The organism is Dickeya oryzae (genome assembly GCF_009372235.1).
Taxonomy (GTDB): domain Bacteria; phylum Pseudomonadota; class Gammaproteobacteria; order Enterobacterales; family Enterobacteriaceae; genus Dickeya; species Dickeya oryzae.
In genome coordinates this window covers 151,198-169,473 of the sequence record NZ_SULL01000006.1, presented here as the reverse complement: position 1 = coordinate 169,473, position 18,276 = coordinate 151,198, and the positions used below count along the sequence as shown (strand labels likewise).

13 protein-coding genes are annotated in these 18,276 nt (G+C 55.3%); 8 read left to right on the top strand and 5 right to left on the bottom strand.

What is annotated here, in order from left to right; translation table 11 throughout:
• Positions 1–21 precede the first annotated feature (21 nt).
• The 5 genes from FAZ14_RS12680 to FAZ14_RS12660 are packed head-to-tail and all read right to left on the bottom strand — an operon-like array spanning position 22 to position 7,976.
• The gene (locus FAZ14_RS12680; RefSeq protein WP_153508701.1) at positions 22–3,360 is read right to left on the bottom strand and encodes a type I restriction endonuclease subunit R; all 3,339 of its coding nucleotides are present in this window, start codon (positions 3,358–3,360) and stop codon (positions 22–24) included.
• Complete coding sequence (locus FAZ14_RS12675) at positions 3,353–4,039, bottom strand: abortive infection family protein (RefSeq protein WP_153508638.1); 687 nt, start codon at positions 4,037–4,039, stop codon at positions 3,353–3,355. The genes FAZ14_RS12680 and FAZ14_RS12675 overlap by 8 nt, the downstream gene beginning before the upstream one ends.
• On the bottom strand, positions 4,036–5,433 hold the full coding sequence (locus FAZ14_RS12670) for a restriction endonuclease subunit S (RefSeq protein ID WP_153508637.1): 1,398 nt from the start codon (positions 5,431–5,433) through the stop codon (positions 4,036–4,038). Before FAZ14_RS12670 ends, FAZ14_RS12675 begins: the two co-directional genes overlap by 4 nt.
• The gene (locus FAZ14_RS12665; RefSeq protein ID WP_153508636.1) at positions 5,423–7,027 is read right to left on the bottom strand and encodes a class I SAM-dependent DNA methyltransferase; all 1,605 of its coding nucleotides are present in this window, start codon (positions 7,025–7,027) and stop codon (positions 5,423–5,425) included. Before FAZ14_RS12665 ends, FAZ14_RS12670 begins: the two co-directional genes overlap by 11 nt.
• Before the next feature lies 1 nt (position 7,028).
• Positions 7,029–7,976, bottom strand: coding sequence for a restriction endonuclease (locus tag FAZ14_RS12660; protein ID WP_153508635.1), 948 nt, complete (start codon positions 7,974–7,976; stop codon positions 7,029–7,031).
• 848 nt (positions 7,977–8,824) lie between these two features.
• Between FAZ14_RS12660 and FAZ14_RS12655 the strand changes: the two genes are divergently transcribed.
• The 8 genes from FAZ14_RS12655 to FAZ14_RS12620 all read left to right on the top strand — a co-directional run bounded on the left by FAZ14_RS12655 (position 8,825) and on the right by FAZ14_RS12620 (position 18,237).
• The gene (locus tag FAZ14_RS12655; protein ID WP_153508634.1) at positions 8,825–10,369 is read left to right on the top strand and encodes an ABC transporter substrate-binding protein; all 1,545 of its coding nucleotides are present in this window, start codon (positions 8,825–8,827) and stop codon (positions 10,367–10,369) included.
• A 45-nt stretch (positions 10,370–10,414) separates the two neighbouring features.
• Positions 10,415–11,332 (top strand): ABC transporter permease, encoded by a 918-nt coding sequence (locus FAZ14_RS12650; protein ID WP_016943241.1) that lies wholly within the window; start codon positions 10,415–10,417, stop codon positions 11,330–11,332.
• Positions 11,333–11,341: 9 nt separating this feature from the next.
• Positions 11,342–12,268, top strand: a complete 927-nt coding sequence (locus tag FAZ14_RS12645; protein WP_029456560.1) for an ABC transporter permease — start codon at positions 11,342–11,344, stop codon at positions 12,266–12,268.
• Positions 12,269–12,294: 26 nt separating this feature from the next.
• Complete coding sequence (locus FAZ14_RS12640) at positions 12,295–13,332, top strand: ABC transporter ATP-binding protein (RefSeq protein ID WP_153508633.1); 1,038 nt, start codon at positions 12,295–12,297, stop codon at positions 13,330–13,332.
• On the top strand, positions 13,329–14,192 hold the full coding sequence (locus tag FAZ14_RS12635) for an ATP-binding cassette domain-containing protein (protein WP_153508632.1): 864 nt from the start codon (positions 13,329–13,331) through the stop codon (positions 14,190–14,192). The genes FAZ14_RS12640 and FAZ14_RS12635 overlap by 4 nt, the downstream gene beginning before the upstream one ends.
• A gap of 42 nt (positions 14,193–14,234) precedes the next feature.
• The gene (locus FAZ14_RS12630; protein ID WP_153508631.1) at positions 14,235–15,653 is read left to right on the top strand and encodes a M20 family metallopeptidase; all 1,419 of its coding nucleotides are present in this window, start codon (positions 14,235–14,237) and stop codon (positions 15,651–15,653) included.
• Positions 15,654–16,044: 391 nt separating this feature from the next.
• Positions 16,045–16,977: a LysR family transcriptional regulator gene (locus FAZ14_RS12625; RefSeq protein ID WP_038906940.1), complete on the top strand. Its 933-nt coding sequence runs from the start codon at positions 16,045–16,047 to the stop codon at positions 16,975–16,977.
• A gap of 243 nt (positions 16,978–17,220) precedes the next feature.
• Complete coding sequence (locus tag FAZ14_RS12620) at positions 17,221–18,237, top strand: 1-aminocyclopropane-1-carboxylate deaminase (protein WP_038906941.1); 1,017 nt, start codon at positions 17,221–17,223, stop codon at positions 18,235–18,237.
• Positions 18,238–18,276 lie beyond the last annotated feature (39 nt).

The following is an 18,276-nucleotide window of genomic DNA, read 5'->3' as shown; positions in this document are numbered from 1 at the left end:
TCGTTGTTCGGGATTAAACCTTCATGCTTGGTACTTTTTGAAGTTTACCGCCTGCTCCAGCACGCTCTTGTAGACCTCGTCGTTGGCCACCGGCGGAAAGTCGTAGCGGTGCAGCAGCAGGATAAGATCGACCTTCAGCTTGGCTTTGATATCGTCGCGGTTGCTCCAGTCGGGGTACTGGGCGGTGTTATCGACGATGACCTTCATCGCTTTGGCCAGCGCCAGCATCTTCTCCTCGTCGTAGGTGAACTGGTACTTCACGCACATGTGTTCGAGGATATCGAGAAACGCTTTTTCCTCCATGTCGATGCCAAGATCGCTAAACGACATCATCTCTGCCTTGATGTCGTAGATCATATCGGTCATCTGCTGGGTGAAGGTGTCAAACTCCTCGCCGTTGAGCACATCGTTCTCTTTGCGCTCGTTGTACTGTTCCACCAGCGCCTTAAAACGCTTGGAGAAGTTGATCCCCTGCAGTTGGTTGACTTTCTTAAAGTCGCTGATGGCTTTTTCCAGCATCTTCTGTAGCAACTGTACCCGGGTGTTGGGCAGTTTGATCTTGCTGACCCGCGCCAGATACTCGTCGTCGAAGATATCGATGGTCTCGGCCTGCTCGTCGCCCAGGGCGAAGATCTCCTCCACGCCATCGGCCCTGAGCGCTTCGGCGATCATTTCGCGCACTTTCTGGTTCATTTGCGCCGTATCGGGAGCATCCCCCTTGGTGAGCTTGTAGACGATGGAGCGCACTGCCAGATAGAAGTGAACCCATTCGCGCTCGGTTTGGGTGAGCTCCTCGCTGCCAACGCAGATGTCATAGGCGGCTTTCAAACGCTTCACCAGCCCCATAAATCGCAGCTCTATCTTCTTGGTCTGTTGGGCAAATTCAGCGGCGCGGTTAAGGCAGGCAAGCTGTAAGGTCGGCTCGCCTGAGAAGTAATCCCGGCTGTCGAAGGTGTGGAAGAGTTTGCCGAGTAAATCCAGATGATTGCGTACTTCGACAAGCGACTGGCGAATATCCTCGAAATTGGTCTCGTCGCTTTTGGAGTACATGGCCAGCGCCATGTTCATCCGGCTCTTGATGCCGATGTAGTCGACCACCAGCCCTTTCTGTTTGCCTGCAAACTTGCGGTTGACCCGCGAAATGGTCTGGATCAGGTTGTGCTTTTGCAGCGGCTTGTCGATGTAGAGGGTATCGAGTTCGGGCACGTCGAAACCGGTCAGCCACATATCCACCACGATGGCGATCTTGAAGTTGGATTTGGGGTTTTTGAACTGCTTGTCCAGCGCTTTGCGATACTCCTTGGTGCCGAGCAGTTCATACATCTCGGCCCCATCATCTTTACCCCGGGTCATCACCAGGTTAACCAACGGCAACGCCATCAACTCGTCTTTGTCTGTCGCGGTGAGGGTGACGCCGTCGATAGCCTGCTGGGCGACAAACCAGCCGGGGCGCTGTTCCTTGAGACACTGATGGAAGTCATAGGCGATCTCGCGGCTGGCGCAGACAAACATCGCCTTACCCTTGATGGTGGAACCCTCAGCGACCCGCTTGTCGTAGTGTTTGATAAAATCTTTCGCCAGTTCCTGGAGCCGGTCAGGGTCGCCCAATATGGCGTTCATATTGGCGCTGGCCTTCTTGCTCTCTTCAATCTGGTATTCGCTGGCGCCTTGTTGCTCGCACTCCTGGTAGTACCGTTCAATCTCGTTGAGCTTGTCGTTGTCGAGTACCACCTTCGCGGCGCGCCCCTCATAGACGATGCGTACCGTGATGTCGTCGTTGACCGCCTCGGTCATGGTGTAGCTGTCGATAGGTGCGCCAAACACATCAAGAGTGGCGTCGATGGGCGTGCCGGTAAAGCCGACATACGTGGCGTGAGGCAGTGAATCGTGCAGGTATTTGGCAAAACCGTAGGTTTTCTTGAGGACGCCGCGTTCCAGGTTCATCACCAACTTCTGGTCGAGGTTCACCTGGCTACGGTGCGCCTCGTCCGAGATACAGATGATGTTGCTGCGTGTCGACAGCAGTTGGATATCTTCGGTGAACTTGTGAATGGTGGTAAGAAATACCCCGCCGCTGGCGCGGCCGGCCAGTTTTTCCCGCAGATCCTGTCGGCTTGCCACCGGTTCGATGATGGCATCGCCGACAAAGGCGGTGGCGCTGCAAAATTGCTTGGCCAACTGCTCGTCGAGATCGGTACGGTCAGTGATAAGCACGATGGTCGGGCTTTCAAAATCGATGCTCTTCATCAGCAGGCGCGTTAAAAACAGCATGGTGTAGCTTTTGCCGCAGCCGGTAGCGCCAAAGTAGGTGCCGCCTTTACCGCTACCGCCCAGCAACTCGCCATCCGCGGCCACCTGTCGGCGCTCTTTTTTGATGTTGTAGTAGAGTTTGCGCGCTGCGTAGTACTGGGGGTAGCGGCAGCAGATCTTCACCTCATGCTTGGCGTTATCGGGGAAGAAGACAAAGTTCTTCAGCACATCGAGCAGCCGCAGAGGGTGGAACAGCCCCTGGATCAGGGTGTAGAGCGCGTTGATGCCGTGGGTCGCCTGGTCTTTCTCGGTGGATTCGCACCCGCTCACCTTGCGCCAGGCGTAGTAGAACTCGTAGGGGGCAAACAGGTTGCCGAGCTTGTTGTTGACCCCGTCGCTGATGATACAAAACGCGTTGTAGACGAAGAGCTTAGGGATATCGCGCCGATAGCGTACGCAGAGCTGACGCCAGGCGTCATAAAGGGTGGCGGCGTCTTCGCGCACCGCCGATTTGAACTCAAACACCACCAGCGGCAAGCCATTGAGGTACAAGATGGCATCGGGGATGCGCAGTTGCACCCCACCATCGCGGTTTTTCCCCTCAATCTCTAACTGATTGACCAGCCGAAAGCGGTTGCAATCGCTGAGATCCCACAGCTTCGCCTCTTCTGCCATGCGCGCCGTTGGATTGGCGGCATGTTGGTCGGCGTTGGCAAACAACCGAGCTAACAGGTCAGGCAGGGTGCGGCTATCGAACAGCTCGATATGCAGGTCTTTCTGGCTGCGATCTTCACGTTTGAGCAGAAAGCCGTTGCCGAGCCAGTGGCAGAAGGTCTTATTGCTTTGGTAAAGATCGCTGGCCGGCAGGGTGTCGAGCTGGCGCACGATCGACGTAATTTCCCCCGGCGTGATCCCCTCATCCTGATAGCGCTCTGCAAGATAAGCACTTAGATCGGCTGTGAGAAGAACGTCACTCTTGTCTTTTCGCGTTAAGTTGCAGCCGACAAAGTGGGGGTAGCAGGTATTACCCCTCTGATCACGGTATTCCCCCAGTAGGTCGATAATGGCTTGCTCCAATTTGCTTTCATTGAAATATGAGGTATTAGTCATCATCGTCATTTTCTTCCTCATTTTCAGTCGAGCTATATTGGAGCAGCATTTCCCTATACACTTCTAGGTCATTGTTAAAAAGCATTTTGCTCGCGGTGTAATTAATAATTACTTGGTCAGATAATTCCATTGAATAAGATTTGTATTGTCCATCAATCCAATCATTGAAATCAGGATAATCGTCATATTGGATTCGGTGATGATTTTCTGGTTCGAGAGTTTCTCGATGTTTCTGATAAAGAAATGCAGCTAAACCATCTACAGATGATGCTACAAACTCTACGTCGCCAATTGTAAGCCCACTATGATGATAACCATCATTGCCATGAGAAGCTGCTCCATACCTGTTTCTAAGCTCATTAGTTACATTGACTATAGAGCCTGCCAGTCGAGAGAGTTTATTCGCAACATCAACATTGTCACTAAATGCTAGGTTACTTTTAACGTCATTAAATAGAGGGAAGAAATCTTTCCGTAAATCAGGTTCCTCTAGCCGATCAGATATTATTGTCTTGAATATTGATTCGAGAAACGCTTTTGACAAATCAATAGAAAGGGCAGGGTCTTGTGCGTGAATAGCCCTTTCCAGACGGTCCTTTTGCGCTATAAGCTCGATAGCATTTTCTGTTTCTGCTATCGCTCTTGTACTCAATCTAAGGCGGAAAGAGTTATCACTCATGGATTAACCTCGAGTTCGCCACTGATTAGCTTAGGAAGCAAATAATCTCGAATTTTTTCTAGTTGTCTACACTCCGCAGCATTGGCACTGATCTTATCTAGATGAGAGGAAATAATATTTGATGCCAAATCAATTGGTTGGCTATCGGGAATAACTATGGGTATGGTTCGGAATGTCTTTTTACTGATTTCAGCAAAAGTTGTACCGCCAGACAAACTTTTTATTAGTTCAATATTTGAGTCTAACCAATATAGCACAAACGCTTGGGATAGGTGTTTGGTCTTTGTGACGGCAATATATCCTTGATTGATAGCTGTAGGTATTTTTGTGATAGCTAAATATCCTACAGGTGCGCGAGACGACATTAGTACAGTTTCTGGTGGTAGTAAACCTGACGTGATCTTATCTAATCCAGTTGAGGTTATTTTACGTTCAGTTGTGAGCAAAATTTTATCAGGATTGCCAGATAGATCTTTGGGAGATGTCCAATGAATATCACCATCTTCCCAGAAATTGGGATTGGTGGTGCTGGGGGTTGATCCACCTTTAACAGTAAATTCATCGCCGATTGTAGATATATTCCACCCCTTCGGTACCCAGCCTCCTAGGCCAAGAGAAGGCTCTGCGCACTGCACAAAGGCTGCGGGGAAGAGCTGGTGAGTGGAGTCTGGCATGGGTTTAAAGCCATCTTGTGCACGTACCGCCATGCGGGCTTCGGCGCGACGCAGCAGTTCGTTGGGGAGATCAATATTCTGCTCGAAGAAGCCCGCATCGAGCGCGTTATCCACCACCGGATCGAAATCCACAAACCAGGATTTAAATAGCGCCTGTGTCATTTGCTCTAGGGTTTGGTTAATTTGGCGGTTGAGGGCGACTTTGTCATCTAGAGTTTTGAGTATTCTGGCAATCTTGATCTGTTCATTTTTTGATGGATAAGATATCTCAAGACGACCGATCATTTCATTATTAAGACTAGCTCGCGTTGACATCGTTGAAAATGCGAGCATTGATTGTCGAAACTTTGGGCTGCGCAAATAATAACCAACATATTCTGGGGCTAATTCACTTTCCTTATGTGGGCGTAAACGCTTGCAAAAGCCGTTGAAAGTTGAATTTTCATAATCTTGGAGGGCTACACAGCTCATGCCGAGTTCATGCATTGTTTCGCTAGTTCTGGTTAGAAATACATCGCCACGTTTGACTGAGCCACTCGCTCGTTCTTTATCGTTAGATTGAACTAAATCACCCAATATGTCAGGAGTGAAATAATTATAGAAAACATCTTTAAACGTCAAAAATGGATAGCCAGAACCAAAGTCTTCTGCAGGTTTGGATAAGCCAGAACGAATATCATAGTGATCGAGGAGTTTCGTTGTTTTCCATTTACTCGCCATAACCCAGCGCCTCCATATTGTCACGGATCGCCTTATCAAGCTCTGCTGCCTCATTTAGCTGGCGATAGAGAGTTTGGGTCAGTTCCTGCATTTTGGTTTCAAAGGCGATGCCGTCATCTTCCACTTGCGCCGCGCCGACATAGCGCCCCGGCGTCAGCACAAAGTCGTTGGCTGCCATCTCAGCCAGTGTCGCGGCCTTGCAGAAGCCGGGCTGATCTTCATAACGCGCAATGCCGATCTCGTTAGCCGCGATGCGGCGCGCCAGCTCCGCGTCGCTACTGCGCCAGGCGTGGAAGGTATCGCTGATGCGGGCGATATCCTCGGTGGTGAGTTCCTTGGTGGTACGGCCGACCATGGTGCCGAGCTCGCGGGCGTCGATAAACAGGGTTTCACCCCGGCGGTCGCGGTAGCCGAGTGCAGGGTTGGCCGCTTTGTTTTTGCTCATAAACCACAGGCAGACTGGGATCTGGGTGGTGAAGAAGAGCTGGCCCGGCAGGGCGATCATGCATTCGATGCGGTCATCTTCAATCAGTTTTTGGCGAATTTCCCCTTCGCCGCTGGTGTTCGAGCTCATGGAGCCGTTAGCCAGCACAAAGCCGGCGGTGCCATCCTCCGAGAGTTTAGCGAGCATATGGAGGATCCAACCATAGTTGGCGTTGCCGGTAGGCGGGGTGCGAAAGCCGGCAAAGCGCGGATCGTCGGTGAGCTCCGCCTCGCCCCGCCACTCTTTTAAGTTAAACGGCGGGTTGGCCATGATGTAGTCGGCCTTGAGATCCGGGTGCTGGTCGTTAAAGAAGGTGTCGGCGGCGCGCTCGCCCAGGTTGCCGATAAGCCCGCGAATCGCCAGGTTCATCTTGGCCAGCTTGTAGGTGGTGCTGGTCAGCTCTTGCCCGTAGATGGCGATATCCTTGCTCTTGCCCTGATGGCTTTCGACGAATTTCAGCGATTGAACAAACATGCCGCCGGAACCGCAGCAGGGGTCGTAGATCTTGCCCTGATAGGGTTCGAGCATTTCGGCCAGCAGGGTGACGATGCATTTGGGGGTATAGAATTCACCGCCCCCCTTGCCTTCGGTGGCGGCAAACTTGCCGAGGAAGTATTCATAGACCCGGCCGACCAGATCGTCTTCGGTCAGGTGGCATTCATTGGCCAGGGTGTCGATGTTCTCGATGGTATCAATCAATGACGAGAGACGCGTCGGCTCCAGATCGAGGCGCGAGAAGTAGTTGTCGGGCAGAGCGCCGGCGAGCGCCTGGTTGCTGCTCTCGATGGTGGCGAGCGCGGTGTCGATAATCACGGCGATATCGTCCTGCTTGGCGCGGGCCTTCACATAGGACCAACGGGCCGCTTCGGGCAGGAAGAACACGTTGTCTTGCTGATAGAAAACATCCATCTCGACAAACGCTTCCTGGCCGTTATTGATCAGTTGGTTGCGCTTGGCCTCGAACTTGTCGCTGATGAATTTCAAAAAAACCAGGCTGAGTACCACATGTTTGTATTCAGAGGATTCCACGCTGCCGCGCAGCTGGTTGGCGGTATCCCAAAGGGTTTCTTCAAAGCCTTTGCCGGTTTTTTTGGCGGGTGTTTTGGCCATGTTAGTCTTCCAAAAAATAATCTGAATCCAGTGCCTTGATGGCGATAGTCTGACGGGGCGCAACGCCCACGCCGTATTCAATCATCAATGCCGTGAGACGGGGGCCGTCAATCAGTACGATACGCTTTTCAATCCGTTCCACATATTCCCATGCTTCTTGGCTAAACCCCGAGGTGGTGATAAAGACGCCTTTACGCGCCCGATGCGATTCCAGCGCGCCGACAAAGGATTGAATGTCGGGACGGCCGATTTTCTTCTCGGTGTAACGTTTCGCCTGCAGATAGATGGAATCGAGGCCCAGCCGGTCCTCTTTAATCACCCCGTCAACACCGCCGTCGTTGCTCGCTCGCGTTGTTTGGGCCGCATCCTTTTGGTTGCCGCCATACCCCATGGCGACCATCAAGTCGACCACGAGCTGTTCAAAGAAACGCGCCGACATGGCCAGGATCTCGGCCATCAGTTCATCGGCAAGAGAGCGGTTGAGGGAGGCTAACGCCTGCTCTATCTGCTCTTGGGGGGTTTGTGCCTGGGCGGGATCCGCCGAGATGAGGTTCGCGCCTTTGTCGGCCGGAGCGTGCTCAACGCTTTCATCGCCTTCGTTAGATGCGAGCGTGAACGCTACAAACTCATCAAATTGCGCCAGATAGTGATTGTCTATCTTTTGTCCTGATGCCAACGCGGCCAGGCCACGTTCGGTAATCAGACAAATGCCACGCTTGGGTTGCGCAATCAGCTTCGCTTTCACCAGATAGGTTTTCGCCCAGCCGACCCGGGAGCGAATCGTCGTTTGACGACCGCTGGGCAGGGTGTGGGCAAGTTGCTCGGAGCTAAACGCGTAATGCTGGCAAACGCGGTCAAATACGTCACGCAACGGCCTCGGGGCGCCATCGGCAATGGCTTGCAAGACCACGGGCATCATTGCTTCATAGCTGGGGATCGATTCGGTCATGTAGACAGTTGTTGTATGAGAAACGGTAATGGATCAAATCATCGCATAAAAAGGGCCTGATTTGAGGGGGTTTGGGTTCAAAAAAACGTGTATACCCTAAATAATTCGAGGTGCATGAAAATAGCAATGCAGTGAATGTTCGAGATTTTGTGCAAACCGTTTATTGAGGGAGCGGGGAGTAACAACGCGCTGTCAATTTGGTATAGCCAGTCTCACCGGCGGGTGTTTTGGCCTTGAGCCGTGTTCGACATTTTCGGGTATTCTGAGCTGTACCGGTTCACTCGCTGCGCTGTCCGCAAGGTTGGACCCATGCGTTGCCTGTTCAAGCAGCGCGGCGTGTTGTCTGTGTTCTGTCCTGGTCAGAACCACCTCGATGGGGAACGGCTCTAAATATATTGCGCTATCGTGATGTATTAAGACGCGGCGTATTAATTCGCTCCCGGTCTGTAAAGATGAATGATGATAGGCATCACCCGAATCGAATTGTGTTTATAGATACCGACCGACGCTGGGTAGAGCGGTAATACCGCTTTCACAAAAATAGAAATAACCTCTCCTTATTACGCATCACGCAAATGGTGCAGTCCGATTGTTTTTTGCACTGAAATAGACCCGTTACTGTCGAAATGGCACCGGGTGTGATTTGTCATGCTGTTTTTTTCATTCATTTTTATTATTGCCAGAGGTAATACATCCCCTGTTTATCAGCGCTTTCTCTTTTTGAGAAAGCATATCTCGAAAATCGGTAACGAGAATAATCCTTATTTGGCGCTGCTCTTGCAATATCACCAATGAATGCTTTGGGGTAGAGATCCTTTTTATTCATCCTTCTGGTGGTGGAGAACAGCATGGCTCGTAATCTGGCAAGACATATTCGGAAATTTGTTCGGAAATATGCATTAACCGCGTTACTGGCAGGTGTTTCCTGCACCAGCTATGCCAGCAAACAAAATGACACGCTGGTTTACGCCTCTGACAGTGAGGTGGAAAACGTCAGTCCGTACCACAATAACATGCGCGAAGGGGTAATTCTGGCGCACCTCGCCTGGGATACGCTGATTTATCGCGATCCGAAAACCGGGGAATATAAAGGCGAACTGGCGACCGACTGGCAATGGGAATCGCCCACGGTATTACTGCTGCATCTGCGTAAAGGCGTGACCTTCCATAATGGCGATGCCTTTAGCGCCGATGATGTGGTGTACACCTTCGACAATATCGCCGGGCCGAATACCGCCTCGGTGATTCCACAAAGCGTCGATTGGATCGATAAGGTGGAAAAAGTAGACGACTATACGGTGCGTCTGCATCTGAAAAAACCGTTCCCGGCGGCGCTGGAATATTTATCCGGCCCGACACCGATTTACCCCGCCCATTATTTTCAGCAGGTGAAACTGGAAGGTTTTAGCAAAGCACCGGTTGGCACCGGTCCGTACAAAATCGTCAAGGTCATGCCGGGGCAAGGCGTGATGATGGTGAAAAACCCGGACTATTTCAAAGACAGCCCCATCGGGCAGCCCAAAATCGGCAAGATACAGTTTGTGGTGATCCGCGACCCGGAAGCGCGTGTGGCCCAGTTGATGACCGGACAGGTGGACTGGATCTGGCGTGTGGCGTCGGATCAGGTCGATTCGTTGTCAGCCATGCCGAATATCGCGGTGAAAAGCGGTGAAACCATGCGTGTCGGCTTTTTGGCACTGAACACCAACGCCACCGGTCCGGAAGGGGTGCCGTTCAAAGACTTGCGCGTGCGTCAGGCGATCAACTACGCCATTAACCGTCAGGCGATGGTCGATAATCTGGTGCGTGGTGGCAGCAAACCGGTGTACTCCGCCTGTTTTCGTACCCAGACCGCCTGCGATACCAGTCAGGTGATCCAGTATCCCTATGACCCGGCCAAAGCGAAACAACTGCTGGCACAAGCGGGCTATGCCAACGGGTTTGATACCGATCTGTGGGCCTACCGCGAGCGCGATTACGCCGAGGCCATTATTGGCGATTTGCGCAAAGTTGGCATCCGTGCACGGCTGCATTTCGTGCAGTACCCGGTGATGGCGAGTGCGCTGGCGTCGGGTCAGGCACCGCTGGCGTTCAGTACCTGGGGCTCGTTTTCTATCAACGACGCGACCGCGTTCGTCACCCCCTATTTTGGCGGCAAAGGCAGTGATATCTGGAAAGACCCTGCTGTGATGGCCGAGCTGGCACAGGCGGATACCGTGATAGACCCGCAGCAGCGCCGCGCGCAGTATGCCGCGCTGTTGGGACACATTTCGGCGCAAGCCTACATGGCACCGCTGTTCTCTTATTCCACCCATTACGCGTTTACCGCCGACCTGAACTTTCAGGACTGGCCGGATGAACTACCACGTTTCGCCGAGGCGAGCTGGAAGTAAAGGTGGCCGGAACACTGACTGCACGTGAGGGGTAAGGAGTGGCTTATGGTGAAGTACGTTGTTCAACGGTTACTGGTGGCGCTGGCGGTGTTGTTTACCGTGGCGGCGGTCAGTTTTTCGCTGCTGCATCTCTCTGGTGATTTGGCGACCGCCATTGCCGGGCCGGATGCGAGCGCCGAAACCATCGCCCAGATTCGGGTGCAGAATGGGCTGGATAAACCCTTGCTGAGCCAGTTCTCTCACTGGATGTGGTCGGCGATGCAACTGGATTTTGGTCGCTCATTCTATTTTGAAAACACGGTGATGGAGCTGGTCGGCCAGCGTATGCCGGTCACCCTCACGCTGGGCGGCGTGTCGTTGCTGCTGGCGTTAACGGTGGCTATTCCGCTTGGGGTGTTGGCGGCGGTGTTTCGGGATACCTGGGTCGATCGTTTCGCCATGCTGGTCTCGGTGGTGGGGCAGGCGATGCCCAATTTCTGGTTCGCGCTGGTGCTGATCCTTATCTTTGCCGTCGGGCTGAAATGGCTGCCGGTAGCCGGTAACGGTAGCTGGCAACACTTTGTACTGCCTGCGGTGGCGCTGGGGTATTACGCCATGCCGTCGCTGATGCGTCTGACCCGCTCCGGCATGCTCGATGTACTGGGCTCCGACTACATCCGCACCGCACGGGCCAAAGGGCTGAGCGCCTTTAAGGTGGTGGTCAAGCATGGCTTGCGTAACGCCATCATCCCGGTAGTGGCGCTGGCGACGGTGGAACTGGGGTTCATGCTCGGTGGTTCGGTGGTGATTGAGTCGGTGTTTTCACTACAAGGGCTGGGACAACTGGCGTGGGATTCCATCGCCCGCAACGACTTCCCGGTGGTGCAGGCCATCGTGTTGATCATCGCCGTGTTTTACATCGGGTTGACGTTTCTGGCGGATGTACTCAACGCGCTACTCGACCCACGACTGCGCAGCAGATAAGGAGCCGTGATGAAAACAGCAATAGCACGACTGGCGGTGATAATGAAAACCGCGCCGCAGCCTGGCCTGTTACCGGAGCCTGGGCCGTGGCAGCGCTGGCAGCGCAAGATTCTGGGGCACCACGGTATGACGATTGGGCTGGTGATTCTGGGGGCGATTGTGCTGCTGGCGCTTCTGGCTCCGCTCATCAGCCCGCACGACCCCTATGCGCAGGATGTCAGCCGACGGTTGATCCCACCGGTGTGGCATGACAAAGGCAGTTGGGCGCATCTGCTCGGTACTGACAAGCTGGGGCGGGATTACCTGAGCCGCCTGCTGTTCGGTGCCCGGGTATCGCTCGCCATCGGGCTGGTATCGGTGATGCTGGCCGGCACCATCGGCATTGCGCTGGGAGTGCTGGCGGGGTATTTCGGCGGCCGGGTCGATGCGGTGGTGAGTTATCTGCTGACCGTGCGTTTGTCGATGCCGGTGATCCTGGTAGCGCTGGCGCTGGCCTCGCTGGTGGGCGGCTCGGTCAAGGTGGTGATTATGCTGCTGGGCTTACTGCTGTGGGACCGTTTTCTGATTGTCTCGCGCTCGGTAACGCGTCAGCTACGCGACGCGGAATTTATCGCGGCGGCGCAGACACTCGGCGCGTCATCGCTGTTCATCATGCTGCGGGAGATTCTGCCTAATCTGCTGGGGCCGCTGACCGTGGTGGCGACGCTTGAAATAGCCCACGCGATTTTGCTGGAGGCCACCTTGTCGTTTCTTGGTCTCGGCGTACAGCCGCCGATGCCCTCCTGGGGGCTGATGGTGGCGGAAGGCAAGGCCTACATGTTCTTTCAACCGTGGGTGATTGTGATCCCCGGCGTGGTGCTGGCGCTGTTGGTGTTGAGCATCAATCTGGTGGGTGACGGGTTGCGAGATGTGACCGCGCTGGATGGCCGCAATTGAGAGCCTTAGGCTCTGAGGAGAACGCTATGCATACAACGATTGAGACTACCGGTGGGGACAGGCTGACGGGCGAGGGGCAGGCCGAGATCGTGCTGGAGGTGAAAAACCTGCGGGTCGATTTGACGACGCCGCGCGGCACGTTGCACGCGGTGCGCGGCATCGATTTTTCGGTACGGCGCGGTGAAATGCTGTGTCTGGTCGGTGAGTCAGGGTGTGGCAAATCGATGACCTCGCTGGCATTGATGGACCTGCTGCCACGTAATGCTGAGCGTCGTGCTGAGACGTTGCGGTTTCGTGGCACTGACTTGTTGGCGCTGAGCCCACGTGAGCGCGCGGCGTTGCGAGGCAGCCAGATGGCGATGATCTTTCAGGAGCCGATGACCTCGTTAAACCCATCGTTCACGTTGGGGGATCAACTGTGTGAAACCTTGCTGGCGCACCGTAAGGTTTCTAAAGCCGAGGCGCGCGAGCGGGCGGTGTACCTAATGAATCGCGTCGGCATTCCGATGGCGGCGGAACGGCTACGGCAGTATCCGCATCAGCTCTCCGGCGGCCTGCGGCAACGCATCATGATCGCCATGGCGCTGATGTGCGGCCCGGAGTTGATCATCGCTGATGAACCGACCACTGCGCTGGATGTCACTATTCAGGCGCAGATCCTGCGGATGTTGCGCGAGCTGCAACAGGAATTTGGCACCGCGGTGGTGTTCATCACCCATGACCTTGGCGTGGTGGCACGTATCGCTGATCGGGTGGCGGTGATGTACGCCGGGCAGGTGGTGGAAACCGCTCCGGTGATGGAACTGTTCCACCAGCCTTGTCACCCCTATACCCGTGGCTTGCTGGAGTGTATTCCGGTGGCCGGACGTACCGTGCCGGGTGAGCCGTTGCAGGCTATCCCCGGCGTGGTGCCGAGCCTGATCGGCCCGCAACAGGGCTGCGCGTTTCGCAACCGTTGCCAGCAGTGTCGTCGCGATTGTGCGCAGGAGCCACCCTATGTGGCGCTGACAGAACACCATGCGGTGCGTTGTGTGGACGCGGTGATGACGGAGGTGGCGGTATGAACCCGATAACTGCAGTGGGCGGCCGCGTGTTACCGCCTATTCCGGGCAACGACGATATCGCGCTGGAGCTGTGCGCACTCAGCCGGGTGTTCCGACTCAACCGTGGGATGTTCTCACCGCCCGGTGAAATCCGCGCGGTGGATAATGTGTCTTTACGCATTCGCCGGGGGGAAACGCTGGGGCTGGTGGGCGAATCCGGCTGTGGCAAGAGTACGCTGGCGAAAATGCTGCTCGGCCTGCTGCCGCCCACATCCGGCAATGTGTTGATTGAAGGGCGTGAGATAGACGCGGGCGATCGCCGTGAGTTGGCCTGCCGCATGCAGCCTATCTTTCAGGACCCTTATTCCTCGCTCAACCCACGCCGCACGGTGGCGGATATCGTGGAGGTGGCGTTACGGCTGCACCACATCGGCACACCGGCGGAACGTAAACAGCGGGTACGCGAGATGCTCGACAGGGTGGGGATGCCTGAGCGTACCCACGGTCAGTACCCCGGACAGCTTTCTGGTGGTCAGCGTCAGCGGGTGGCGATTGCCCGGGTATTAATCCTGCAACCGGCGATCCTGATTTGCGACGAGCCGACCTCGGCGCTGGATGTATCAGTACAGGCGCAGATCCTCAACCTGCTGTTGACGCTGAAAAAAGAGCTGGGCCTGACCTATCTGTTTATCAGCCATAACCTGTCGGTGGTGGAATATCTGGTGGATCACGTGGCGGTGATGCGTAAAGGCGCGATTGTCGAACAGGGCACCCGCGAGCAGGTATTTGGCGCGCCGCAGCACCCTTATACCCGCGCGTTGCTGGCATCGGTTCTGACGCCAGAACCTGGGCTGGGGATTCCGACGATTGAGGTGGCGTAACCCGCGCAACCCGCAGGACGTGAACAGAAAAAAGGACCAACGATGACACGTGAAGAGATGATGCAACATGCGGCGGCGTATTTTGACTCCGGCGTATTTCGTAACGTGCTGGCACGCCGGGTGGCCTGCCAGACGGAAAGTCAGAACGCGGAACGCGCCCCGGTACTGATGGGCTACCTGACCGACGAGATGATCCCGTTGCTGGAAGCCATGGGGTTTGAGTGCCTGATTGTGCCGAATCCGGTGGCGGATCGCGGGCCTTTTCTGCTGGCGCGCCGCATGGAGCCAGCGGCGGCACTGACGGTGCTGACCTACGGCCACGGCGACGTGGTGATGGGGGATGCAGCACGCTGGCGCAGCGGATTATCACCGTGGACGCTGACGCCGGACGGTAACCGCTGGTACGGGCGCGGCACCGCCGACAACAAAGGCCAGCACAGCATCAATCTGGCGGCGCTGGCTGTGGTACTGAGCGCCTGTGAGGGCCGGCTGGGCTACAACGTGAAGCTGATTCTGGAAATGGGCGAAGAGTGTGGATCGCCCGGTCTGGATGCTGTGTGCCAGCAATACCGTGACTGGCTGGCGGCGGACCTGTTCATCGCCTCGGACGGCCCGCGCGTCAGTGCGGAACGGCCCACCCTGTTTCTGGGTTCTCGCGGTGTATTCAACTTCGGCCTGCAACTGACGCTGCGTGACGGCGCGCACCATTCCGGCAACTGGGGCGGGTTGCTCAGTAACCCCGGTATTCGGTTAGCGCACGCGATCGGCTGTCTGGTGGATGCCAATGGCCGCATTCTGGTGCCGGAACTGCTGCCGCCACCGCTGTCCGCCTCGATGCGCCACGCCTTGTCCGGTCTGGAACTGGCCGGTGCGCCGGGTGACCCGGCTATCGATCCACACTGGGGGGAGCCGGGGTTGAGCGCTGCCGAAAAGGTGTATGGCTGGAATACGCTGGATGTGCTGGCGTATGTCACCGGCAATCCGGATAAACCGGCGCACGCCATCCCGCCGACGGCCCGCGCCCAGTGCCATATGCGTTATGTACCGGGCAGCGATGTGGAACACTTTGCCGAACACCTGCGTCGCCGTCTTGACGCCTGCGGGTTTGAGGATGTGGACATCATCGACCCGGAGAACTGTTTTGAAGCCACCCGCATCGACCCTGACGACCCGTGGGTACATTGGGGTGTCGCCTCTATCGAACGCTCGGTCGGCAAACAGGCCGCGGTGTTACCCAATTTCGGCGGCGGCCTGCCCAATGCCTGTTTCCTGCGCACGCTCGGCTTGCCAACGCTGTGGGTCCCGCACTCGTACCCCGCCTGCTCCCAGCACGCCCCCAACGAACACCTGCTGGCGGACGTCGCGCGCGAAGCCCTGCACATCATGTGCGGCCTGTTTTGGGATTTAGCAAAAGAGGGCAACAGTGTGTTGCAATCCCGACAGCAAGTTACAGAAATTTAAGTTTCTTAGGCCGACTACAAACTCGTTAAGTACAGGATTAAGGTGGTTTTCGGGCGTCAAAACTGTGCTGAGGTGGGCGACTTCGCCGGGTGAGCGGCATGGATGCCGCGAAAGCCCGTGCCGTGCCGGGAGCACGTCACGGGCGGCCCGATTAGCGAAGTCGAACACCGAAGGGACCGCGCAGCGGCACAGTTTAGCCTTTAGCCAGTGGTCAAGGAGAGGCGGCGTTTGAGCCTCTCCTTGTCGTGCGTGCGGTGGTGTAGCAAATAAATAATTTGGCTTATTCCGCACGAAATTATGCACTGTACTTTTATAAGCCCATCCTCGTGTCCCAATAAGCTGCTACCGACCACAGAGAGTAATTCACGCCCATCGTATGGGGAGGGTATCTATGCATAACAGTGAAATTCGTTACTTTATGGCGGTGGTGAATACCGGCTCCATTAGCGCCGCCAGTCAGCAGTTGTTTGTGGCGGTGTCCGCCATCAGTCGGCAAATTCAGCGGCTGGAGACCCGGTTGGGAATGCCGCTGTTTGAACGTAGTACCCGCGGCATGGTGCTCAACCATGCCGGACATATTCTGGCGAATCACGTGCGGCGCAGTATGGCCGACATGGAACTGGCGATAGCGGAAATGGAAGGGATGAAGTCGGCACGCCAGACCACATTGCGGGTGGCTTGTACCGATGGGCTGGCCCTTCACCTGCTGCCAACCTTGCTGGCGCGTTTTCGTGAACAACATCCCCACGTCAATTTTTATCTGACGGTCGGCAGCGCCCGGCAGGTACCGGAGTGGTTGCGTAACGGCGAGTGCGACGTGGCCCTCAAGTTCTGCCTGGCACCGGAGCAGGGCGTGGACGTGCTGGCGTCGTTTCCGGCACCGGTACTGGTGTTTATGGCGCAAGACCATCCGCTGGCCAACCGGGATTTTCAACTGGCGGATCTCAACGCCTGGCCGGTGGCACTGCCGGATCCCTCCTCGACCATTCGGCAACTGTTTGATCTCTCGTGTCGAATGAACAATGTGTTTATCGAACCCGCGTTTACCTGTAACCACTTTTCCAGCCTGTATGACTATGTGCGCACCACGCCGGAAGCGGTCAGTGTGTGCAGCCATTTCTCCATTCTGTGCCGCGCCAGACATGATGGACTGACGATGAAAGCGGTCAATCTGGATCAACTGAGTCAGCGCACCTTGCAATTACACACCGAGATGGGCAGGCCCCGTACCGCGCTTCTGGAGAGCTTTTTTGCTTTCCTCAAACAGGCGCTACAGCAGCACGACCAACATTGCCGGGTGGATTTTGGGCTGCCGTTACGTTGAACGCTGTGTAGGATTATTGCTTTCTCTTGAGTGAAATTTTATTTCTTTTTATCGGATTTATTTTGAATTTAAGTTTTCATTTTTGATTTATAGTTTAATTTTTTATAAAAAATAAAGAGAAAAACGCAATTTAAATTAAGTGGTTTTTCTGTAGTATCGAAGGTCAGCGATGAGGTGTTTTCCCTGCGAAAAACGTTCATCTGATGCCTGTTCAATCTACGTTAGCTACCCCGGAGCCTGACCATGAATCTGGAAAAATTCCCGCGTTATCCTTTAACTTTCGGACCTTCGCCGATTACCCCGATGAAACGCCTGAGTGAATACCTGGGCGGTGATGTGGAGATTTATGCCAAGCGTGAAGACTGCAACAGCGGGCTGGCATTCGGTGGCAACAAAACCCGTAAGCTGGAGTACCTGATCCCGGAAGCGCTGGCGCAGGGCTGTGACACGCTGGTGTCGATTGGCGGCGTCCAGTCCAACCAGACTCGTCAGGTGGCAGCGGTGGCGGCACACCTGGGGATGAAATGTATTCTGGTGCAGGAAAACTGGGTGAACTATGCCGACGCGGTGTACGACCGGGTGGGCAATATCGAGTTATCGCGCATTATGGGGGCGGATGTCCGTCTTGACCCGGCCGGTTTTGATATCGGTATTCGCGAAAGCTGGAAGCAGGCGATGGAAGAAGCCTCACAAAATGGCGGTAAACCGTTCCCGATCCCGGCCGGTTGTTCTGAGCACCCGTACGGTGGGTTGGGGTTTGTTGGCTTTGCCGAAGAAGTACGCCAGCAGGAAAAAGAACTGGGTTTTAAATTTGACTATATCGTGGTGTGCTCGGTCACCGGCAGTACTCAGGCCGGGATGGTGGTAGGCTTTGCCGCCGATGGTCGCGCCCGTAACGTTATCGGTATTGATGCGTCCGCCAAACCGGAAAAGACCAAAGCGCAAATCCTGCGTATCGCGCAGCACACCGCCGGTCTGGTTGAGTTAGGTCGCGAGATTACCGAAGAGGACGTGGTGCTGGATACCCGCTACGGCGGCCCGGAATACGGCCTGCCGAATGACGGCACGCTGGAAGCCATCCGCCTGTGCGCCCGTCTGGAAGGGGTGCTGACCGACCCGGTGTACGAAGGCAAATCCATGCACGGTATGATAGACATGGTGCGCAACGGTGAATTCCCGAAAGGCGCTAAAGTGCTCTATGCCCACCTCGGCGGCGCACCGGCGCTGAGTGCGTACAGCTATATTTTCCGTAATGGCTGAGTGTGGTGGTGTCGTGCTGCCTACGCCGGGGATCCCCCC